Source organism: Cohnella soli (assembly GCF_042655525.1).
GTDB classification, from domain to species: domain Bacteria; phylum Bacillota; class Bacilli; order Paenibacillales; family Paenibacillaceae; genus Cohnella; species Cohnella soli.
The window spans coordinates 21,000-41,856 of record NZ_JBHSMI010000013.1; the positions used below are offsets into that span (position 1 = coordinate 21,000).

16 protein-coding genes and 1 other annotated feature are annotated in these 20,857 nt (G+C 55.8%); of the genes, 8 read left to right on the forward strand and 8 right to left on the reverse strand.

Annotation, left to right across the window (positions count from 1 at the left end):
* Positions 1-155: 155 nt before the first annotated feature.
* The 3 genes from ACFPOF_RS07070 to rpoE all read right to left on the reverse strand — a co-directional run bounded on the left by ACFPOF_RS07070 (position 156) and on the right by rpoE (position 3,173).
* Entirely contained in the window at positions 156-551 is a 396-nt protein-coding gene (locus ACFPOF_RS07070; RefSeq protein ID WP_378130999.1) for a response regulator, read from the reverse strand.
* Between the two features lie 171 nt (positions 552-722).
* Entirely contained in the window at positions 723-2,327 is a 1,605-nt protein-coding gene (locus tag ACFPOF_RS07075; protein WP_378131001.1) for a CTP synthase, read from the reverse strand.
* A 258-nt stretch (positions 2,328-2,585) separates the two neighbouring features.
* Positions 2,586-3,173 (reverse strand): DNA-directed RNA polymerase subunit delta, encoded by a 588-nt coding sequence (gene rpoE, locus ACFPOF_RS07080; RefSeq protein ID WP_378131003.1) that lies wholly within the window; start codon positions 3,171-3,173, stop codon positions 2,586-2,588.
* 453 nt (positions 3,174-3,626) lie between these two features.
* Between rpoE and ACFPOF_RS07085 the strand changes: the two genes are divergently transcribed.
* The gene (locus ACFPOF_RS07085; protein ID WP_378131005.1) at positions 3,627-4,769 is read left to right on the forward strand and encodes a S8 family peptidase; all 1,143 of its coding nucleotides are present in this window, start codon (positions 3,627-3,629) and stop codon (positions 4,767-4,769) included.
* A 28-nt stretch (positions 4,770-4,797) separates the two neighbouring features.
* Here ACFPOF_RS07085 and argS (ACFPOF_RS07090) read toward each other — a convergent pair whose 3' ends face one another.
* Both argS (ACFPOF_RS07090) and ACFPOF_RS07095 read right to left on the reverse strand, forming a co-directional pair.
* Positions 4,798-6,474, reverse strand: a complete 1,677-nt coding sequence (gene argS, locus ACFPOF_RS07090; RefSeq protein ID WP_378131007.1) for an arginine--tRNA ligase — start codon at positions 6,472-6,474, stop codon at positions 4,798-4,800.
* 20 nt (positions 6,475-6,494) lie between these two features.
* Complete coding sequence (locus ACFPOF_RS07095; protein ID WP_378131009.1) at positions 6,495-6,911, reverse strand: YwiB family protein; 417 nt, start codon at positions 6,909-6,911, stop codon at positions 6,495-6,497.
* Between the two features lie 124 nt (positions 6,912-7,035).
* Positions 7,036-7,257 (forward strand) — a binding site (T-box leader).
* Between the two features lie 55 nt (positions 7,258-7,312).
* On the opposite strand from ACFPOF_RS07095, the gene argS (ACFPOF_RS07100) reads away from it, so the two are divergent.
* The 4 genes from argS (ACFPOF_RS07100) (at position 7,313) to ACFPOF_RS07115 (ending at position 11,964) form a co-directional block, all read left to right on the forward strand.
* Positions 7,313-9,037 carry an arginine--tRNA ligase gene (argS, locus tag ACFPOF_RS07100; protein ID WP_378131011.1) on the forward strand — a complete coding sequence of 575 codons (1,725 nt, stop codon included), beginning with the start codon at positions 7,313-7,315 and terminating at the stop codon, positions 9,035-9,037.
* A gap of 263 nt (positions 9,038-9,300) precedes the next feature.
* Positions 9,301-10,338 carry an ABC transporter ATP-binding protein gene (locus tag ACFPOF_RS07105; protein WP_378131013.1) on the forward strand — a complete coding sequence of 346 codons (1,038 nt, stop codon included), beginning with the start codon at positions 9,301-9,303 and terminating at the stop codon, positions 10,336-10,338.
* Positions 10,335-11,159, forward strand: a complete 825-nt coding sequence (locus tag ACFPOF_RS07110; protein ID WP_378131015.1) for an ABC transporter permease — start codon at positions 10,335-10,337, stop codon at positions 11,157-11,159. The genes ACFPOF_RS07105 and ACFPOF_RS07110 overlap by 4 nt, the downstream gene beginning before the upstream one ends.
* The gene (locus tag ACFPOF_RS07115) at positions 11,143-11,964 is read left to right on the forward strand and encodes an ABC transporter permease (protein ID WP_378131016.1); all 822 of its coding nucleotides are present in this window, start codon (positions 11,143-11,145) and stop codon (positions 11,962-11,964) included. The genes ACFPOF_RS07110 and ACFPOF_RS07115 overlap by 17 nt, the downstream gene beginning before the upstream one ends.
* A 15-nt stretch (positions 11,965-11,979) precedes the next feature.
* Here the strand turns inward: ACFPOF_RS07115 and ACFPOF_RS07120 are convergent, their stop codons facing one another.
* From ACFPOF_RS07120 to speE, 3 genes are all read right to left on the reverse strand, one after another.
* Positions 11,980-14,199 (reverse strand): methyl-accepting chemotaxis protein, encoded by a 2,220-nt coding sequence (locus ACFPOF_RS07120; protein ID WP_378131017.1) that lies wholly within the window; start codon positions 14,197-14,199, stop codon positions 11,980-11,982.
* Between the two features lie 175 nt (positions 14,200-14,374).
* Complete coding sequence (gene speB, locus ACFPOF_RS07125) at positions 14,375-15,247, reverse strand: agmatinase (protein ID WP_378131019.1); 873 nt, start codon at positions 15,245-15,247, stop codon at positions 14,375-14,377.
* Positions 15,248-15,317: 70 nt separating this feature from the next.
* Entirely contained in the window at positions 15,318-16,145 is an 828-nt protein-coding gene (gene speE, locus ACFPOF_RS07130) for a polyamine aminopropyltransferase (protein WP_378131347.1), read from the reverse strand.
* A 281-nt stretch (positions 16,146-16,426) separates the two neighbouring features.
* Here speE and ACFPOF_RS07135 point away from each other — a divergent pair, with 281 nt between their 5' ends.
* The 3 genes from ACFPOF_RS07135 to ACFPOF_RS07145 all read left to right on the forward strand — a co-directional run bounded on the left by ACFPOF_RS07135 (position 16,427) and on the right by ACFPOF_RS07145 (position 20,816).
* Positions 16,427-18,475 carry a transglycosylase domain-containing protein gene (locus ACFPOF_RS07135; protein ID WP_378131021.1) on the forward strand — a complete coding sequence of 683 codons (2,049 nt, stop codon included), beginning with the start codon at positions 16,427-16,429 and terminating at the stop codon, positions 18,473-18,475.
* Between the two features lie 473 nt (positions 18,476-18,948).
* On the forward strand, positions 18,949-19,608 hold the full coding sequence (locus tag ACFPOF_RS07140; protein WP_378131349.1) for a response regulator: 660 nt from the start codon (positions 18,949-18,951) through the stop codon (positions 19,606-19,608).
* Between the two features lie 77 nt (positions 19,609-19,685).
* Positions 19,686-20,816, forward strand: coding sequence for a sensor histidine kinase (locus ACFPOF_RS07145; RefSeq protein WP_378131023.1), 1,131 nt, complete (start codon positions 19,686-19,688; stop codon positions 20,814-20,816).
* Positions 20,817-20,857: the final 41 nt, after the last annotated feature.

Consider the following 20,857-nt stretch of genomic DNA (forward strand, 5'->3'; position numbering starts at 1 on the left):
TTCGAACCATTCGCCACGGCCTTCGAGCGAACGCCGCAGGAACATTTGCTATTATAACACAAAACGGCTTGACGAAGTAAACCGAGCGGTTCGAATTGATCCGCCGGTCGTTCTATCGTCCCATTCATACCTAGGAAACTAGTCTCGGCGACTAGTTAAGAACCCGTGGCGAAACGGGATACCGAACCCCCGCTCAACTGCATGTTCACTGCTAGCCTCATCTCATCGATGTCAAACGGTTTGGTGAAGTGCATAAGCGCGCCGAGATCCGTCGCTTCCTTGATCATGTCGAGTTCCCCGTAAGCCGTCATCATAATCACCTTGATGTCTCGGTCATATTCTTTGATCTGCTTCAAAATTTCCAGACCATCCATGCCGGGAATCTTCATGTCGAGCAGCACAAGATCTGGCCGGTGGCTACGCACGATGTCCAGAGCCGCTCTGCCGTTGGCTGCCTGAAACGTATCGTACCCTTCGGTCGCGAATACTTCCAAAAGCAAAATACGGATGCCTACTTGATCGTCTACGATTAATAACTTCTTCTTTTCCAAGAGCTCATCCTCCATATTCACCGATGTAGCCTAATTCGTGACCAAACCGCGAATTCCTTCTCCCTCTGTTAAATTTATGAAGAGTTACTGAATTATCCATCCTCCCAAACGCGTGAAAATGCCAAAAAACCGCCCGGCCCTTCAAGGGCCAAGACGGCTTCGCACAATCGATTATTGTTCCGAACGGAGGAGCGACGCTTTAACGAATTCGCGGAACAGCGGCTGCGGACGGTTCGGACGGGACGTGAACTCCGGATGGAATTGCACGGCCAGAAACCATGGATGACCAGGAAGTTCAATCATCTCGACAAGGCGACCGTCCGGCGACGTGCCGGAAATACGTAAGCCAGCCGATTCGATACGCTCGCGATATTCGTTGTTGAACTCGTACCGGTGACGATGGCGCTCGTAGACGAGCTCGTCGCCGTAGCATTGCGCGGCCAAGCTGCCAGGTACAAGCTTGCACGGATACAAACCGAGACGCATCGTGCCGCCGAGGTCTTCGATATCCTTCTGCTCGGGCAGCAAGTCGATGACCGGGAACGGTGTCGCCGGATGAATCTCAGAGCTGTTCGCGCCGTCGAGTCCGGCCATGCCGCGCGCGTATTCGATCACCGCAACCTGCATGCCGAGGCAGATGCCGAAGAACGGCGTGCCCGTCTCGCGAGCATAGCGGATCGCAGTCACTTTGCCTTCAATGCCGCGGTCGCCGAAGCCGCCTGGCACGAGAATGCCGTGTACGTCGCCGAGCAGCTCGTTCACGTTGTCCGGAGTGACCTCTTCCGCGTTCACCCAGCGGATCTCTACTTCGGAGTCCGCGTCAATGCCCGCGTGGGCGAGCGATTCTACGATACTCAGATACGCGTCGTGCAAAGCGACGTATTTGCCGACGATCGCGATCTCAGTCGTCTTCTTCAGCGACTTGACGCGATTGACAAGTGCCTCCCATTCCTTCATATCCGGAGGACCGACTTGCAGGTTCAGATGCTTGACGACATAATCGTCCAAGCCTTCCGCGCGCAGGTTCAGAGGCACTTCGTACAGGGTCGACGCATCGCGGCATTCGATGACGGCGTTCGCGTCGATGTCGCAGAACAAGGCAATCTTGCGCTTCATGTCTTCCGCAAGCGGATACTCGGTACGGCAGACGATCACATTCGGCTGAATGCCGATGCTGCGCAATTCTTTCACGCTATGTTGCGTCGGCTTCGTCTTCACTTCGCCGGCTGCTTTAATATAAGGAATGAGCGTAACATGGATGTACATAACGTTGTCGCGGCCGATATCGCTCTTGATCTGGCGAATCGCCTCGAGGAACGGCAAGCTTTCGATGTCGCCGACCGTGCCGCCGATTTCGGTGATAACGACGTCGGAGCCCGCTTCCTTGCCGGCACGGAAGACGCGGTCCTTGATTTCGTTCGTAATGTGGGGGATAACTTGAACGGTGCCGCCGAGGTATTCGCCGCGACGCTCCTTGCTGATAACGGTCGAGTAGATTTTACCCGTCGTCACGTTGCTGTTCTTCGAAAGATTGATGTCGATAAAACGCTCGTAGTGCCCGAGATCAAGGTCCGTCTCCGCGCCGTCGTCGGTTACGAACACTTCCCCGTGCTGGTACGGGCTCATCGTCCCCGGATCCACGTTAATGTACGGATCGAACTTTTGAATCGTCACTTTCAGGCCGCGGTTTTTGAGCAAACGTCCTAAAGACGCCGCCGTAATGCCTTTGCCCAGCGATGATACGACACCGCCCGTTACGAAAATGTATTTGGTCACTCTGAACGAAACCTCCTGCTGCATGCCCTGCCGGCATCCTCATTATCGTTACCCATTTTGTACCTTTTCGTGCCTTGACTTGACTAAAACTTAGTAAAAAATGAAAAAAAGCGTCACCCAATAAATGGGGGCACTTTTCTAATTTACGCTATGGAAAAGCTCAGTTCTAAAGCCCAAGCACTAGTTTAACGTGTCGAAATGTCGGTGTCAAGCAAAAACGCCTTCGACATTTTGACTATGCCGAAGGCGTTTCCGTAATCAATTATCGTCGTCCTCGTCCTCATCGTCTGCCAGATCGTCTTCCTCTTCGTCGTCGAAATCGTCGTCTTCGTCTTTCTCCTCGGACAGATCTTCGTCGAGCTCGGAATCGTCTTCTTCATCGATAAGCGCTTCTTCGTCGGCTTCTGCCGCCTCTTCGCCCTCTTCGAACACTTCTTCGCGATCTTCGTCGAACAGATCGTAAGTCTCTTCATCCGCGGATGCAACGTCCTCTTCTTCACCGTAAAGATCGTCATCATCGTCGTCCTCATCGTTGATGATGCGAGGACGTTTGCCGCCCGCGTTCATCGGATCGTCGGAACGCTCGACAGGATACCAGCGCTTCAAGCCCCAGACGTTGCCGCCGACGCAAGCGAAACGTCCGTCGATGTTAATCTCCGTATAGAGTTGGGCGATAACATCGGTCACCTGGCTCTCGGACAAGCCGCGCATCTTGGCGATCTCCATCATCAGGTCCCTGTAGTAAAACGGGGTGTTCGCACTCTTCAGCAATTCGTAGGCCAGATCGACCATCGGCATCTCGCGAATTTTCTCGGAGTCTAGTTTCAGCACGTAATCGGCGCTCACGTGTCTTCCATCCTCTCTTTATGTGAACCGGCAAGCAAATACGCCTTCGACGTCCGGCGGACGACTAAGGAGTATTGCGGGGGTCATTCGGTGACGAATGACTACCTTCACGTTGATTGTCAACCTTTAGTAAACCGTATTTCGTATAAAATTGCAAGTCGCGAAAAAGCGAAGGAGCGTCCATAACGGACGTCCCTTCGCTTTTCGACTGTATCCCTTCCCGGCCGCTCCGCGGGCGGAGGAACCGGCATGACGAGAGCCTCGCCGGGGAAGCTCTCCATTTATCGTATGTCGGCGAATGGGAAATGACACGGAACGGCGCCTATTTCCGAGCAAAAAAGGCCGCTTTCCCAAGCTTTTGACGCTGCTCGTTCATACAGTAGAGAACACGGCAAGACGGTGCTTCGCTTTTTGCAGTCGCCATGCCGCAACTCGTCCGGGAGGGAAGCCGAGATGGATGCTAGCGATATCGCGGAGTGGATCCGCATCTCTTCCCGCTCCGCAGGCAAGCGCGGGCGCAGGAGCATCCTGCGATTCTGGAACCCCGATGACTACGCCCGCTTCTTGCACGCATTGCAACCGAATCCGTCCGGCGCGGATGGCGCGCTGCCCAAAGGCGTCCGCAAGCTCGGCCTAATTCAGGCCGTCAGTTGTCGGGCGGGATCGCGCGAATTGCCTCGTTCGCTGGCGGGCAAAGCTTATTGGGAGGATGACATCCGGGTCAAAGTGTCCGCGCTGCCCAAAGGCGCAATCGTCACCGACACGGGCATCCCTTGGGGCGTCAAGCATATTCAAGCGCCGCAAGCCTGGAGTCGGACGACCGGTTATCGCGTTAAAGTCGGCGTTATCGACACCGGCGTCGACTTCGGACATCCCGACCTCCGCCACTCGCTGGAGAGGGGCATTAACCTTTTGCAACGAATGGCGCTTCCCCAAGACGACAACGGCCACGGCACCCACATCGCGGGAACGATTGCCGCAGCCAATGAATTGCAAGGCATGATCGGCGTCGCGCCGCGTTCGACAATTTACCCGATCAAGGCGTTCGACCACAACGGAAGCGCGTATGTCTCGGACATTATCCTGGGCATCGAATGGTGCGTTCGTAATCAGATCGACGTCGTCAATATGAGCTTCGGCATGAAAACAAGAAGCAAATCCCTGCTGAATGCCGTCGGCACCGCTTACCGGGCCGGCATTCTTATCGTCGCATCCTCCGGCAACGACGGCAGAATCGGAGAAATCGACTATCCTGCCAGGTATGCGCAAACGATCGCCGTCGGCGCAACGAATCAACGAAGCCGAATTGCATCCTTCACGAACCGCAGCGGCCTTGTCGACGTCTATGCACCGGGCGATCGCATCGTCTCCGCCTGGCTTAGAGGCAAACACCGCGAAATGAGCGGCACCTCGATGGCCACGTCGCATGTGACGGGAGCGATTGCGCTTCTGCTCGCCCTGAAACCCGGATTGACGCCGAACCAGATCAAGTCGCTCATTCAGTCATCCGCCAAGCCTCTGAGAAACAGCAAAGCTCTCCGGACGGCCGGAGAGCTGAACGTAGCGCGTTTGTTAAAGGCTGCCGAGCAATTGTAGCGGTCAATAGTCAGTAACTGCGAGGTCGTTACATCTTGTCCGGTGCGGAAACGCCGACGAGCGCGAGCGCTCGAGCGAGCGTTACCCGCACGGCCGCGAGCAGTTGCAAGCGAGCCTGGCTCTGCTCGGCATCTTCGGTAATGACGCGCTCCGCTTTGTAGTAACTGTGGAACTGCGAAGCGAGCTCGTACACATAACGAATAATCGAATGCGGCGCATAATTGCGAGCGGCTTCCGCGATCGTCTCGGGCAGTTCGCCGATTTTGCGAATGAGATCGTATTCCTGTTCCGCGTTCAGCTTCGAGAGATCGGCGTCCTTCCACGGCTTGACGGAGACGCCCTGTTCCTCGGCCTGACGGAAAATACTGCAAATGCGCGCATGCGCGTACTGCACGTAAAAGACCGGGTTTTCGTTTGATTTCGACACTGCGAGATCCATGTCGAAGTCAAGGTGCGAATCCATGCTGCGCATCGTGAAGAAGTAGCGAATCGCGTCGACGCCCACTTCGTCCATGAGGTCTTCCATCGTCACCGCTTTGCCGGTGCGCTTGGACATTTTCACTTTCTCTCCGCCCTGGAACAGGCTGACCATCTGGGCGGTCAACACCGTCAGCTTGTCCGGATCGTTGCCGAGCGCCGCCATAGCCGCTTTCATCCGCGGGATGTAGCCGTGGTGGTCCGCGCCCCAGATGTTAATCATCTGATCGTAACCGCGTTTGTACTTATCCATATGGTAAGCTGCGTCCGGCGTCAAATACGTGTAGCTTCCGTCGTTCTTGACGAGCACGCGGTCTTTGTCGTCGCCGAATGCCATGGATGCGAGCCATACCGCGCCATCCTGATCGTACACGTGGCCCTGCGCGCGCAATGCGGCGAGAACTTCGATCACTTTGCCGTTCTCGTACAGCGAAGTTTCGCTGTACCATTCGTCGAACCGAACGCCGAACCGCCCCAGATCCCGCTTGATTTTCGCAAGCTCTTTCTCCAGACCGTAGGACCGGAAGTACACGAACCGCTCTTCGTCGCCAAGGGAGAGAAGTTTGTCCCCTTGCTCATCCGCCAGTTCCTTCGCAAAACCGACGATATCTTCCCCGTAATAACCATCTTCCGGCATTTCGGCATCTTGACCTAGTATCTGACGATAGCGCGCTTCGATCGAACGGGCGAGGTTGTTGATCTGATTGCCCGCATCATTAATATAGTACTCTCTCGTCACGTCGTATCCTGCGGCGGACAATACGTTGCACAGCGCATCGCCGACGGCCGCACCCCGAGCGTGTCCGAGGTGAAGACTGCCCGTCGGGTTCGCGCTGACGAATTCGACTTGCACCCGTTTGCCTTGTCCGGCGTCGATATTGCCATAACTTTCGCCTTGTTCGATCGCTTCGCCGATGACAGGGTACAGGTAGTTTTTGTCCAGACGGAAGTTAATGAAGCCCGGTCCTGCGATCTCCGCGGAAACGATCGAAGCCCGGCCAGCCTCCAAGCTGCCAATGATCGCTTCGGCGATCTGACGCGGGTTTTTCTTCGCGATCTTCGTCAGCTGCATCGCCAGATTCGTCGCCAAGTCGCCGTGAGACTTCTCTTTCGGCACTTCCAGCGTGATTGTCGGCAGCTCGTCCTTCGACGAGACAAGTCCCGCCGCGAGCGCCGCATCCGCCAGCGCCTCCTTCACCGATATTTGCAATTGTTCCAATGCGTTCATGAATGTGTTTCCTCCCGATATTATCCCTTAATGTCGAGACGGACATGGAAGTTTCCGGCCGTCTGATCGTGCAGCATCAACTCGTATTCCCATTCGACCCAGCCCCCGGCCTCCGACAGATCGGAAGCCAGTCGGAACGTACGCGCCATTACCGCGTGCGAACCGTAAGGCGTCGTCATTTCCCCCGGCACGCCGTTTTCTCCCACGCGAAAAACTTGCTCGTAGTCGACAGTCCCCCGGCGTCTGAGCCTCAGTTCCCCGGCGCGAACGAACAACGTGTTGTTCGTTTCTTTCCCGTTCTCGTCCGGCGGCTCCTTATAGGCGAGCGCCCAGCCTTCCGTCAAGCGGAACAGTTCCCCCGGCAATCCTGCCAATACCGTCTCGCCGTCCTGCTGCCGGCTGCGGAACCCGACGGTTACGCTCTTTTTGTCCGGCATCGCACACACTCTCTCCTTGCGCTCTTTTCTCTTGTTACTACTATATACACATCGCCCATTCAATTCAAATACAAATCGGGGCTTGAATGGGGAGTTCGGTGGGACTATAATGAAAAAAAATATTCGATCGACGATGAACGAGAGAGTAACCGAACCATTCTCGCACGCAGCGAGCCGGGACAGTGGAAGCCGGCGCGAGAACTTCGGCGAACCGCACTCGGGAGTCGGTTTCCCGAAATCAGAAGTAGGGAAACCCGGCGGCAAGCCGTTAACGGGCACGCAAGTGGGTTCCGGCCAGCCGGTTCGCCATAAGAGTGGTACCGCGGACTTATCCTCCGTCTCTTAACGAGACGGGGGATTTTTGCATTTCACGACGATTGATAACCAGGAGGTTGGAAAACATGTTGATGAACATCGCGGCGTCCATCATCGCGCCAGCACTGCCCGCAGAAGCGGGCATGACGGAAGAGAAGCTTGCCGGCATGCTGGAAGTGCCGCCTCAGAAAGAGATGGGCGACATCTCGCTGCCGTGTTTTGTTTTCTCGAAGCTTCTACGGCAATCGCCGCAGAAGCTCGCGGATCAGTTCGCAGCCGCGATCAATGAAGGAGCAGGGCAGGACGGCGAAGTTCGCGCTTCGGCGCTTGGCGGGTATTTGAACTTAACGTTTGACGGGGCACGCTGGAAAAGCGTCATCGTCGGCGCAGCACTGGCTTACGGCTATGGGCACTCGCAAGCGGGGCAAGGGAAACGCGTCGTCATCGACATGTCTTCCCCTAACATCGCCAAGCCGCTCGGCATCGGTCACTTGCGTTCGACGATGATCGGCAACGCCCTCGCGAACTTGTACGCTGTGACGGGTCACGAAGTCATTAAAGTGAACCATCTTGGCGATTGGGGCACGCAGTTCGGCAAGCTGATCGTCGCCTATCGGAGATGGGGCGATACGGCAGCGTTGCAGAATGAGCCAATCGCTGAAAGCTTGCGACTTTATGTGCGGTTTCATGAAGAGAGCGAGCGCGAGCCCATATTGGAAGACGAAGCGCGCGAAGCGTTCGCGTTGCTTGAGCGCGGCGATGAGGAGACGCACAAGTTATGGCGGTTCTTCGTGGACGAGAGCATGAAGGAATTTCATCGCGTCTACGACAGACTCGGCGTAACGTTCGATCATTATACGGGCGAAAGCTTCTACAATGATAGGATCGACGGCGTCGTACGGGAATTGGAGAATTCAGGGCTATTGGAAGACAGCGACGGCGCCAAAGTCGTCCGTCTGGAGGAGCTTAACCTGCCGCCTTGCCTCATTCTGAAAAAGGACGGCTCGACGATCTATCCGGTCAGGGACATTGCCACGGCGATCTATCGGAAAAACGAGCTCAAGGCAGACGAAATCCTGTATGTCGTCGGCGCGGAGCAAAGCTTGCACTTCCAGCAAGTGTTCGCCGTGTTGAACAAGCTCGGACATACGTGGGCGAATACTTGCCGACACATCCCGTTCGGGCTAATGACGGTCGGAGGCAAAAAAATGTCGACGCGCAGAGGCAAAGTCGTCTTCCTCGAGGACGTTCTTAACGAAGCGACCGAGCGCGCATTAGCCATCATAGAGGAGAAAAGCCCTTCTCTGCCGGACAAATCACGGATTGCGGAAGCGGTCGGCGTCGGGGCTGTTATTTTCGGAGACTTAAAGCATCATCGGCAGTTGTCCGTCGACTTCAACATCGAAGAAGCGGTCAGCTTCGACGGGGAAACAGGACCGTATTTGCAATACACCCATGCGCGTATTTGCAGCTTACTTCGGAAGGGAAACTATGAGGATCTGCGCGGGCAGGGACACTTGGTCGACGGCGCGGTACTTGCTTCCAATGAAGCATGGGAATGCATAAAGACGCTGTCCCGGTTTGAAGCGGTATTGAAAGAAGCGGTGAGCGACAACGAGCCGTTTGTCCTAGCGAAATATTTGCTGGCTGTGGCCAAAGCGTTTAATCGCTTCTACAATTCCGGCAAAATCGTCTACGAAGGCGCCGAACCGGCGGAAGTCGCATCGAAGCTCGCCCTGGCGGCCGCTACAAGGAACGTGCTAAAGCAAGGGTTAAATTTACTAGGAATCGCCGCCCCTCAGGAGATGTAAGTCACGCCTCGAAAAAAAGCGTTGCAATCAGGTTCTGCGGATGGTAATGTTTAACATCAAACGGAAGGGTTTCTAGGGATCCGCAGGCTTGCGCTCAGCGCGCATAAGGCCGGGCGAACCGAGCGAAACCGGCTAACGGCACAAGCCGAGCTACACCGTAGGGATAAAAGACCTTCGGCAAGTTCCGCCTAACAGGCGGCTCTTGCTCGGGGTCTTTTTTGCTTTACCCTTGCAGAGCGGCAAAGAAGGGGAGCGACACGTTCATGATGGAGGCGTTACGGACGAGAGGTTTGAGCAAAACGTTCAAAACAAAAAAGAAGGATGCCGGGCTCGCCGGAAGCATCCGAGCGATGTGGAAACCGCAATGGGAGGAAAAGGATGCCGTACAAAGCGTCGATTTGCTTGTGCGCGAAGGGGAGTCGGTCGCTTTCCTTGGGCCGAACGGGGCAGGGAAATCGACGACGATCAAAATGCTGACCGGCATCCTGCACCCGACGTCAGGGGAAGCGGAAGTGCTCGGCTTCGTGCCGTGGAAGGAACGGACGAAATTGGCCTACCGGATCGGGGCGGTGTTCGGGCAGAAATCGCAGCTATGGTACCACCTTCCGCCGGTCGATACATTCGAGCTGATCAGTCGGATGTATGAGCTTAGACGCGGCGACTACCTGGAAAGAAGCCGAGATTTGATCGAGCGCTTCGAGCTAGGACCTTACATGAACACGCCGGTTCGAAAGCTGTCTCTCGGCGAGCGGATGCGCTGCGAAATCGCGGCTTCTCTCCTGCATCGTCCGCGAATGCTGTTTCTAGACGAACCGACGATCGGACTCGATGCGATTGCGAAGCAGCGTATCAGGGAGCTCATACGCGAGAGAAATAGAAGCGAAGGCGTGACCGTGTTTCTCACTTCGCACGATGCGGCGGATGTCGAAGCGATGTGCACGCGTGCCATCGTCATTCATCACGGTGGTGTGTTGCTGGATGAGCCGGTCGATAAAATGAAACGGGAAATACTCAGCCGGAAGACAGTATCGTTAACAATGGCATCGGCATCTATTTCATTACAACTGTCCGAGCCAAAGTTTCCTGGTATCGAAGGAGCTGAAATCATAGCGACCGAAGGGCGCACGATCAAACTGTCAGTCGACTTGAAACGGATTGGCATTGAGGAAGTGCTCGGTCGTGTGCTTGGCTCGATGCGCCTCGATGACGTCTCGGTCGAGGATCCCCCGCTCGAGGAAATCATCAAGCATATTTATGGCCTGCATCGCGAGCGGCTGCAAGAGGAGGAAGTAACCATATGAACACGAACGGGTTCGCCGCGAGATGGGCGACAATCGGGCTGAAGATGCGGGCGGTAGCGCGCATTACGGCGCGCCAGCAACTCGTCTACAAAATGGACTTCGTGCTGCGCGCCACGTTCCTTCTGCTCATTTTGTTCGTATTCGCGCAACTGTGGACGGCAGCTTACGCCGGAGATACGGAGAAGACGATCGCCGGATTCAAACTGAAGGAAATCGTCTGGTATCTCGTGTTCACCGAGGCGTTCACGATGGCGGTTCCGCCGCTTTGCGCAAGAGTCGAAGACGAGGTCAAAAACGGCGACATTGCCATCCGGCTTATCCGGCCGTTCTCCTACCTCGGCTATCATTATTCGAGCTTCTTGGCTGAAGCGGTCATTCGGCTATTCATCCACTTGTTTGTCGGGAGTCTGATTGCCTGGCCGATCGCCGGAGCGCCGAGTTTCGGCCAAGGCTGGGCGGGACTCGCCGCGCTGAGCCTCGGAGCGCTGACGATTTCTTTTCTCCTCCACGCGGTTGTCGCGCTTTGCGCATTCTGGGTGGAAGAAGTGCGAGGGATGGAGTTCGTGTTGCATAAGCTGCAGTTCACGATAGGAGGAATGCTGATGCCGATCGATCTGATGCCAGAGTGGCTGCAGAAGGTGTGCGCATGGCTGCCTTTTCAAGCGGCGCTCTATTTCCCGGCACGAACGGCGGTTCATTTCGACGGTCACGTATTGCTTCAAGAGATCGGAATCCAGCTCGGATGGGTACTCCTACTCGTTCTGGCAGCTATGGCGATCTATCGGAAAGGAGTGAAAAAGCTGCATGCGAACGGAGGATAAAAATGCGCAGCAGAACGCGCCACGGGCAATCGCTCGGTTTGTGCTTGAATGTTGGAAAGTAAATCTTGCTTCCGCCATGGAATATCGGCTTAGCTTCCTCTTGCTGGCAGGCATGATGTTTATCAACAATGCGATATGGCTTGTTTTCTGGGGGCTGTTCTTCAACCGATTCCCGGTCGTGCAGGGATGGGAGTTCAACGATGTGATGATGCTGTGGGCGGTAAGCGCTGGAGGATTCGGTTGGGCGAGCATCCTATTGGGCAATTTCCCCCGGATCGCATCTATCGTCTCCAGCGGGCAATTGGACGTTTATTTAACCCAACCGAAGCCCGTTCTGCTGAATGTTCTGGCAAGCCGCATGTCCGTAACCGCGATCGGCGATTTTATTTTCGGACTCGTCATTTACGCGGTCGTCGGGGACCACTCCCTGATCGGGGCATTATCGTTTGCGTTAGCGCTGTTGATCAGCGGACTGTTGTTCATCGCAGTGCTCGTAATCGCGGGAAGCATGGCTTTCTTCGTCGGCAATGCCGAAGGAATCGCGCAGCAAGCGTTCAACAGCTTCGTCGCGCTGACTACTTATCCATCCAGCATCTTCAAAGGCGTGGCGCGGGTCGTTTTGTTCACGATCTTGCCGGCAGGATTCATCAGCTACTTGCCGATCGGGTTGATGCGCGATTTCGAGCCAACGTTCGTGTGCAGCTGCATCGGAGTAACGGCGTTTCTTTCGGTTACCGCATATGTTTTCTTTTACATTGGGCTGCGACGATATACTTCAGGCAATGCAATCGCTCTACGGGGGTGAAAGGTTTGGTTCTTGTTATCGATTGCCTGGCTCCGTCAGGCGGAACTGGCCGACGAGCTGCTGCATAAAAGCGGTAATCGCTTCGACGTTGCCGGACGTATGGCGGACGCCGACGATGTCTGTCAGCAGTTCCTGCATGCGACCTTCCACTTCGGAGGAGATCGTCCGATTTTCGAGACTGACGGCGGCAACCTTCTCCATCAGCGCGACGAATTCGTCGATGACTTGCGTCTTCAGCGAATCGTCCGCTTTCGCATCGCCCAGCGTCTCCGTTGCCGCGGCGACAAGATCGGCGCCTTCCGAGACGACTTTCGTCCCTGCGGCAATCGAACCGTAAGCTTCCTGCGCATGATTGGCGATCTTCCCGACGAAGCCATGAACCTCCTCGGTCGACTTGCGCGTCATATCGGCGAGCTTACGAATTTCGTTCGCGACGACAGCGAAACCGCGACCGTGTTCTCCGACTCTGGCCGCCTCTATTGCGGCGTTCAGTGCAAGCAAGTTCGTTTGCGCCGATATTTCTTCGATGACGTTCAAGACGTCGCGAATTTCGCTTGCCGTGTCGAGGAAAATGCGGATGGTCTTGTTCGTGTCGGCGACTCGCACCGAAATTTCCGACATTTTATCCCCAATGCGCCCGACTTCGCCTTGAGCGACCGTAATTTGCTGCGACGCTTTATCCTCAAGCATGCGCAGCGTCTGACGCAGCTCGTCCGCTACGCCTTTGGCCACATCGATATCTTTGAGCTGACGCCGGATGCTGCGAATCATATCGTGGATTTTACCGCTCGCCCGCTCCGTCGATGCAGCCGTCGTCAAAGTCGATTCGCTAAGCAATTGCTGACTTGATGACACGTCTGCAGCGGCTAGTTTCACTTTCAGCATAATGCCCTCCAACGAATCGATCATATTATTGATCCATTTCGCCAGTTCGCGGGATTCATCGTTATCGAACGCCTTCGTGTCAAGCCGCTGGGTCAAATCGCCTTCACCTTCGGCGTTGATTCGAATGAAGCGGCTGATTCGTCGGATCGGCTCTACGACTTTGCGGTTCGTCCGTCGATAAACCGCGCCGACTGCCCAAGCGCCGAACAACAAGTTTAATGCCAAAGCGTACACCCCCGTCATGATCGGAGAAACTTGCGACGCCATCATGGCAACGAACGAAGCTCCTGCCACGCCGAGCAACCCGACGAGGATTGCGTGAGGCCGAACCTGCCGAAACGCGGTGCCCCTGATCCGGTACACTTCTTCCAGATCTCCTTCGCACATCATCCCCCAGACGTCCGGGCAATGCGGAAGCTGGAACGTTACCCCCTTGCCGATGACGGGGATGTGCCGATAATCCGAGTAACCGGGAAATTCCACGAACAAATTGCTGCCATTGCGAATCGTATTCGCCACGCCTGGATGCAAATGCCCTGTCGCCGGATCGGTGAACATCAGTTCAAGCTCGGTGTGCTCCTTGACCGTCACCGTGCCCCAATCGGTCGTGACGCCGTCTTTCAAGTTCTCGCCGTGCGTGAACGTCCGATCCTCGAAACGGCTGCGCGACAGCGCGGTGCCGGGAGCGATATGGCGGTTCAACCCCGGTTGGGCCATGAAAATATAGTTGTCGCCGGAATCCGGATACACGTGGCCGGATTCCCGCTGAATCAGGTCGCCGATGACATCGTTCGGGACGCGTGCGCACAATGCGCCGGACCACTCGCCGTTTCGAAGGAGCGGTTGAATGAAGAGCAGCGTCATTTTGTCGTGAAACGGAGACGATCGGGCCCCAATCTCCAGCGTCATTGGGTCGCCGAACGGACCGAACAGGCACTTACGTCCTTTGTCCTCCTCTCCGCTCGAGTAACTAATTCCCGCCGACAGCAGCGAACCGACATCGTAAATATGTCCGACATGCGGCGGGTAGGTGGAATAAATGACGGCGCCTTGGCCGTCCAATACGAACAATTCCGTTACGTCCGTCGCCCGGGCATACGTCGCGGCGAACAGCTTGTTCCACACGTCCGATCCGACAGCCTCCGATCCGTCGCTCGCGTACATCGGCTCCATCCGTTCTCGCAGCCGGTCCAACTGCCGCCATTGCTCGGCCGTCCAGTCCGTCAACACTTGGACTCTCGTTTCGGCGATCCCTTCAAAAATGTTTGCCACATCCGGCTTCAGCTTCGCATTGAGCCGATACGACCACCACAAAGGCAAACCCGTTTTCCATCCGAGCCAATCGAACATCTGCCCACCCCATATCCACGTCTATTTTATATGTCAGATATTCTAACATAAAAATAGGCAAATAGAAGCTCTATTTTCGCAAAATTCAATTATTATCGACACCGAGCGAACAAAAATAACCCCCGGAACCGCACATCCGCGATTTCCGAGGGTTATTCCGTATGTTTATGTTCGATTACTTCACAAAACCAAGCAACATTTCACGAACCATCTTGGAAGCGACGATCGGCGTCATTTCCGTCGGATCATAGATCGGCGCCACCTCGACAAGGTCGAAGCCGACGACGTTGACGCCGGAACGGGCGATCGCATGAATCGCTTCAAGCAGTTCTTTCGATGTAATGCCGCCTGCTTCCGTCGTTCCCGTACCGGGCGCAGCGGATGGATCGAGCACGTCGATGTCGATCGTCACGTATACCGGGCGGCCCGCCAGCGAAGGAAGCTCCTTCTTCAGCGGCTCGGCTACGTCAAACGGATGGAAGTGGATGCCGGACGTCTGCGCGTAAGTCCAGTCTTCCTTGGAGCCGGAGCGAATGCCGAACTGGTAAATGTTCTGCGGCCCCATCAGCTCCGCCGCCTTGCGGAGAGGCGTGGAGTGCGACAGCGGCTCGCCCTCATAGTCTTCGCGAAGGTCCGTATGAGCGTCGAAGTGCAGGATCGCAAGATCCGGATACTTCTTGTACACCTCTTGAATGACCGGCCAACTGACGAGATGCTCGCCGCCGAGACCGACCGGGATTTTGCCGTCGGCCAGTATGCCGGCGACGAATTCGCCGATGATGTCGAGACTCTTCGCCGCGTTGCCGAATGGCAGGAGCAAATCGCCGGCGTCGTAATAAGGCACGTCGTAGACGCTGCGGTCGAGGTAAGGGCTGTACTCTTCGAGCCCTACGGACGCTTCGCGGATGCGGCCGGGGCCGAAACGGGAGCCCGGACGAAACGATACGGTATAGTCCATCGGCATGCCGTAGATAACTGCTTTAGAAGAAGCGTAGTCTTCGGAACTGCAGATGAACACGTTACCGGAATAAGCTTGAGGTAAACGCATGGATAAGCCCCCTTTCGATCGAATACGTTACGTCAAACCGCGGGCACAGGCGCCGCTTGTTTGACGCGAATTACTTCGTCAAGTCTTCCACGAACTTCGGCAGCGCGAACGCCGCTTTGTGAAGGCGCGGGGAGTAGTATTTCGTGTCGAGTTCCGGAATGGCGCTCTCGTCAACGGCCAGCGGATCGTGCTTCTTGCTGCCCATCGTGAACGTCCACAGACCGCTCGGATACGTCGGTACGTTCGCCGTAAAGACGCGCACGAGAGGGAACACTTCCTTCACGTCACGATTAACTTGCCGAATGAGGTCGGCTTTGAACCACGGGTTGTCGGTCTGGGCGACGAACAAGCCTTCGTCTTTCAACGACTCGTAGATGCCTTGGTAGAAACCGCGCGTGAACAAGTTGACCGCCGGTCCCATCGGCTCGGTCGTGTCCGCCATGATGACGTCATATGTATTTTTGTGATCATGAATGTGCATGAATCCGTCGTTGACGATAACTTCAACGCGTGGATCGTCCATCTTGCCCGCAATGGAAGGCAAGTATGTCTTGGAATGCTCGATGACTTTGCCGTCGATGTCGACGAGAACGACTTTTTTCACCTTCGGATGCTTCAGCACTTCGCGTACGACGCCGCCGTCGCCGCCGCCGACGATAAGCACGTGCTCCGGATTAGGGTGAGTGAAAAGCGCAGGATGCGCCACCATCTCGTGATAGACGAATTCATCCTTCTCCGTCGTCATCACCATGCCGTCAAGCACCAGCATATTGCCCCACTCTTCGGTCTCGATCATCGCAAGCTCTTGAAACTCGGTTTGTTCGTGGACGTACGTTTGCTTTGTTTTCATCGTGATGCCGTAATTGTCGGTTTGTTTCTCGGTGAACCACAATTCCATGGAAGACATGGGATCCCTTCTTTCTTGAGCGTATATTTATCGGTATCGAATGGCCGTCGGGCGCACGGGACATCGTTCGCTTTATTGTACCAAACAACAAGTATTATATAAAAACGGGCCCAAAAAGCAACATTCTTCTACATATTAATAAAGAAGGCGTTTGCAAAATAACGAATGAACTGTTGCCGCCGTCGGAGGGATAGCGCGCCGCCGTATTTTCCATACTAATGGAATCTAATCTTTGCCAACGGCTGGCTTGACCAGAGAGGAGTGTGCGATCGATGGAAAATAACGCAAAACAACCGGTCCCGGTCGCTGTCTCCCCTTGGGACAAGCTGAGGCGCAGCCTCGGATGGCTGACATTGCTGGCGCTGATCGCATTTGCGGGCGCCGGCATCGCAATGCTGCGCTACGGCGCTCTCCCTTCCGGCGCCGCGATGAAATCGACGGAAATCGTCGATTCGGAAGGCAATGTCATCGCCTCTCTCCATGGCGGGATGAATCGCGAGGTCGTCAAGCTGGCCAACATCTCCCCCTGGCTGATCAAAGCGACGCTTGCTGTAGAAGATCGCCGATTCTACGAGCACGCGGGCGTCGATTGGCGCGGCATGGCGAGGGCGGCATGGGTAGACGCGAGGCACTTGTCCAAGGAACAAGGGGCAAGCACGCTTACGCAGCAGCTTGCGCGCAACCTCTATCTGACCCATGAACGGACTTGGAAGCGAAAATTCAAAGAAGCGTGGTACGCAGCCCGCCTGGAACAGACGTACTCGAAAGACGAAATTCTCGAAATGTATTTGAACCAAATTTACTACGGCCATGGCGCATACGGTGCCGAAGCTGCGTCGAAGCTCTATTTCGGCAAGTCGGCCAAAAGCTTGACGCTTGCCGAAAGCGCGCTGCTGGCGGGCATTCCGAAAGGGCCGCGCTATTACTCGCCGCATCTTCGGCCGACAGAATCTCGTGCCCGAATGAAGACAGTGCTTGCCGCGATGGCCGATACCGGACAGATTTCCAGTCGGGAAGCGGAAACGACTGCTCGGCAGTCCGTAGACGTCCGCCCGTTGCCGGAGGAAGAAGAACGCGCCGCGCCGTATTTCGTCGACTATGTCAAAAAAACGGTCGTCGAGCAACTTGGCATCGACGAACAGCTCTTGAACGAAGGCGGTTTGACCATTCGCACGACGATCGACGCCGATATGCAGAAGCAAGCCGAGGAAGCAGTCAAGAACGGCATGAAAGGGGCCAACCAGGCGCTTCAAACGGCCCTCGTGGCTATCGACCCTCGAAATGGCTATATTAAAGCGATGATCGGCGGCCGCAGTTATCGCAGCAATCAGTTTAACCGCGTGTTCGCCCGCACGCGCCAGCCCGGCTCGTCTTTCAAAGCGATTCTGTATGCTGCGGCCTTAGAGAATGGGGCCATTACGCCGATGACCCGTTATCGCAGCGAACCGACGACTTTTTACTTCGATTCGGACCGGGAAATTTACCGGCCAAGCAATTACGGCGGCAAGTATTTCAATGAGGAGATCAGCCTGCGACAGGCGGTCGCCGCTTCGGACAACATCTACGCCGTCCATGCCATAATGGATATCGGACCGGACAGCGTGATTGCGATGGCGCGCAAGCTCGGCATTACGTCGCCGCTGAAAGCCGTTCCGTCGCTTGCTCTCGGCACGTTTCCCGTCAGCCCGTTCGAGATGGCTTCCGCTTTCTCGACGTTCGCGAATGAAGGGAGGCGCGCAACGCCGGTCGCGATTACGAGCGTCGAGGATCGCGACGGCAATGTGCTATACAAGTCGCGGGCGCAGAGCGAACAAGCGATGTCCCCGAGCCTCGCTTACGTCACGACGCGACTTCTGGAAAGCGTGTTCGAGCGCGGCGGCACCGCCCGTCGCGTATCGAACATGCTGAAGCGACCGGTCGCCGGCAAAACAGGAACGACCGACTCCGACGCCTGGTTCGTCGGTTACACGCCCGAACTGGCAACTGCCGTCTGGGTCGGCTATGATCGCGGCCGGTCTATCGCTTCGAGCGAAGCCCATCGCGCTGCGCCGATCTTCGCGCAATTTACGGAAGCGGCGCTTTCGGCATCCCCCCCAGCCGACTTCGCCGTGCCGGAAGGCGTCGTCACCGTTTTCGTCGATCCGGCGACTGGCGCGCTGGCAGGGCCTGATTGCCCGGGCCGGATGCAGGAAACTTTCATCAGCGGGACGGAACCGACCGAGATGTGCGCCATCCACGGTTCGCATGAGGATCGCGGGGGCGGTGAACAAGGCGGTGAACGGTCGATCTGGCGCAAGTTCCGGAGTTGGGTAGGCATATAGCTGGCTGCCGCAGTTGTGCAGACCTGAATGGGCGTATCATGCCCGTTCAGGTCTTTTTTGGCGCGGAGTCCGGGGCATAGAGCGAACTGCAGACATTCGAGGGATTAGTGCTCTCGCAGAACATTACTTCGACGGATGTTGCGGATACGGGGCGATTAGCGTTCCAGCAGAACATTACTTCGACGGATGTTACGGATACGGGGTGATTAGCGTTCCAGCAGGACATTACTTCGACGGATGGCGCGGATATGGGACGAATAGCGTTCCAGCAGGACATTACTTCGACAGGACGAGAGAATTCACTCGTTTAGCAGTGTGGAGCGAGACTCCGGCCACTCCCGCGCACCACCCCTTCTTCCCCAACAGAGCGGAATCGGTTAAGATGACGATGGGAGATTGAACCATGAACGGAGAGTGAACCGGTGACCATCAAAGTGCTGATCGCGGACGACAATTCTTTTATTCGCGAAGGTATGAAAATCATCCTGACAACGTTTGCCGATTTCGAAGTCGTCGGCACGGTCGAGGACGGCGCGGAGGCGGTCGACTATTGCCGCAATAATGAAGTGGATGTCGTGCTGCTCGATGTTAGAATGCCGAACATGAACGGCGTCGAAGCCGCGCGGCTCATAGTAGCAGAGACGAAGGCAAAACCGCTTATCCTGACGACGTTCGATGACGATGAGTTCGTGCTCGAAGCGGTTAAAGCCGGTGCGCGCGGCTATTTATTGAAGAACAATGACCCCGAACGAATCCGCGACGCCATCAAAAGCGTACATAACGACCATCATGTGCTCCAAGACGTCGTGCTCGATAAAATCAAATCCAATCTACTGAACGCAAACACAAGCACGGCACCCTCCGCCGCACCGTCGGCAGCAGCTTCCGCACCAACCAAAGCAGCTGACTCCGGCAGTCTGATCGACCGCAGCCTTTTCACAGAACGCGAACTGGACGTCATGACGCAAATTGCCAACGGCCTCTCCAATAAGGAGATCTCGAAAAAACTATTTATCTCCGAAGGCACTATCGCCAACTACATTACATCTATTTTGAACAAAACCGGGTTGGAGCACCGCACCCAGATCGCCATCTATTATTTGACCGGCGAAACAAGAATGTCGGGCGACTGACCCGCCTTCGAAGCATTTATGGCAGCAGCGCGCGGCGCGATCCGGCAACGAACGCCGCTCGCCAAGGAGGCTTGCTCATGGATTACCGGATTATCGGCAATAAAGCCGCACTCTTCATCTATATTCTCGCCGTCTCTTATTTCCTTACGGAACAAGCCGATGCGCGTTATTTGCTTGCCAGCCTCATTTATCTAAGCCTGAATATCGCTGTGCCGATCTTTAAGCACCCGAAGCGGAAGCGCGTGGCTGGGGTGCTCGCCGCCGCGTCCGCCATCTTCTGCGCCTGGCAGTTGGACCCGCTGTTCCTGCTCCTGCTTCCGCCGAACCTGTGCGAGCTTGTCTGGCTTGCGGGAGCTAAGACGCGATATGCCGGCCTCCTAATGGTCGTTCCCTTGTTCGTCGCACCGAAGGAGCTCGACCCCGCTTATGTGCTTGCAGCCCTGCTCAGTTTCCTCCTCTTCGCTCATGGCCGTGCGGCGCTCGAGAGAATCGCCATGCTAGAGGAGATTAATGAAAAAACACGCGATGATCTGGAACGACTTACCCGATCGCTGAACGAGAATACCGATTATATGAGACGTTCCGCGTATACGATCAAGCTCGAGGAGCGCAACCGATTGTCGCAGCAAATCCACGACGATATCGGACACGCAATGGCCGGTGCCCTCATTCAGATGGAAGCGTCGCGAATGCTGCTCCTCTCCAATCCCGACAAGGCGGCGGAACTGCTCGGCAATGCTATTCACATTTCCAAGGACGGGCTCGAGCGGATCCGCTTAACGCTGAAGGACACGAAACCCTCATCTGAAGAACTCGGCATTAACCGCCTGCGGCTGATGACGGACGAGCTATCGGCGAATCACGGTATACAGGGGACGCTTTTCCATCAGGGAGACATCGATACGATTACGCCGCTGCAATGGAAAATCATGCGGGAGAACGCCACCGAAGCCATCACCAATTCGCTTAAATACGGCAAAGCGACGAGCATCCATATCGAAGTGCATGTGCTCAACAAGTTCGTGAAGTGCGTTGTATCCGACAACGGCGTCGGCTCCGGCAAAATCGTTAAAGGTCTCGGCATCGTCGGCATGGAGGAACGCGCAGCCTCCATCGGAGGGACAGTCATCGCGGATGGCAACAAAGGCTTCAGCGTCACGACGTTGCTCCCGAAAGCAGCCCCAGCGCTCACTGACGACTCCCCCTGATTTTTTCACGAATGAAAACATGAATATTCTCATACGACAGG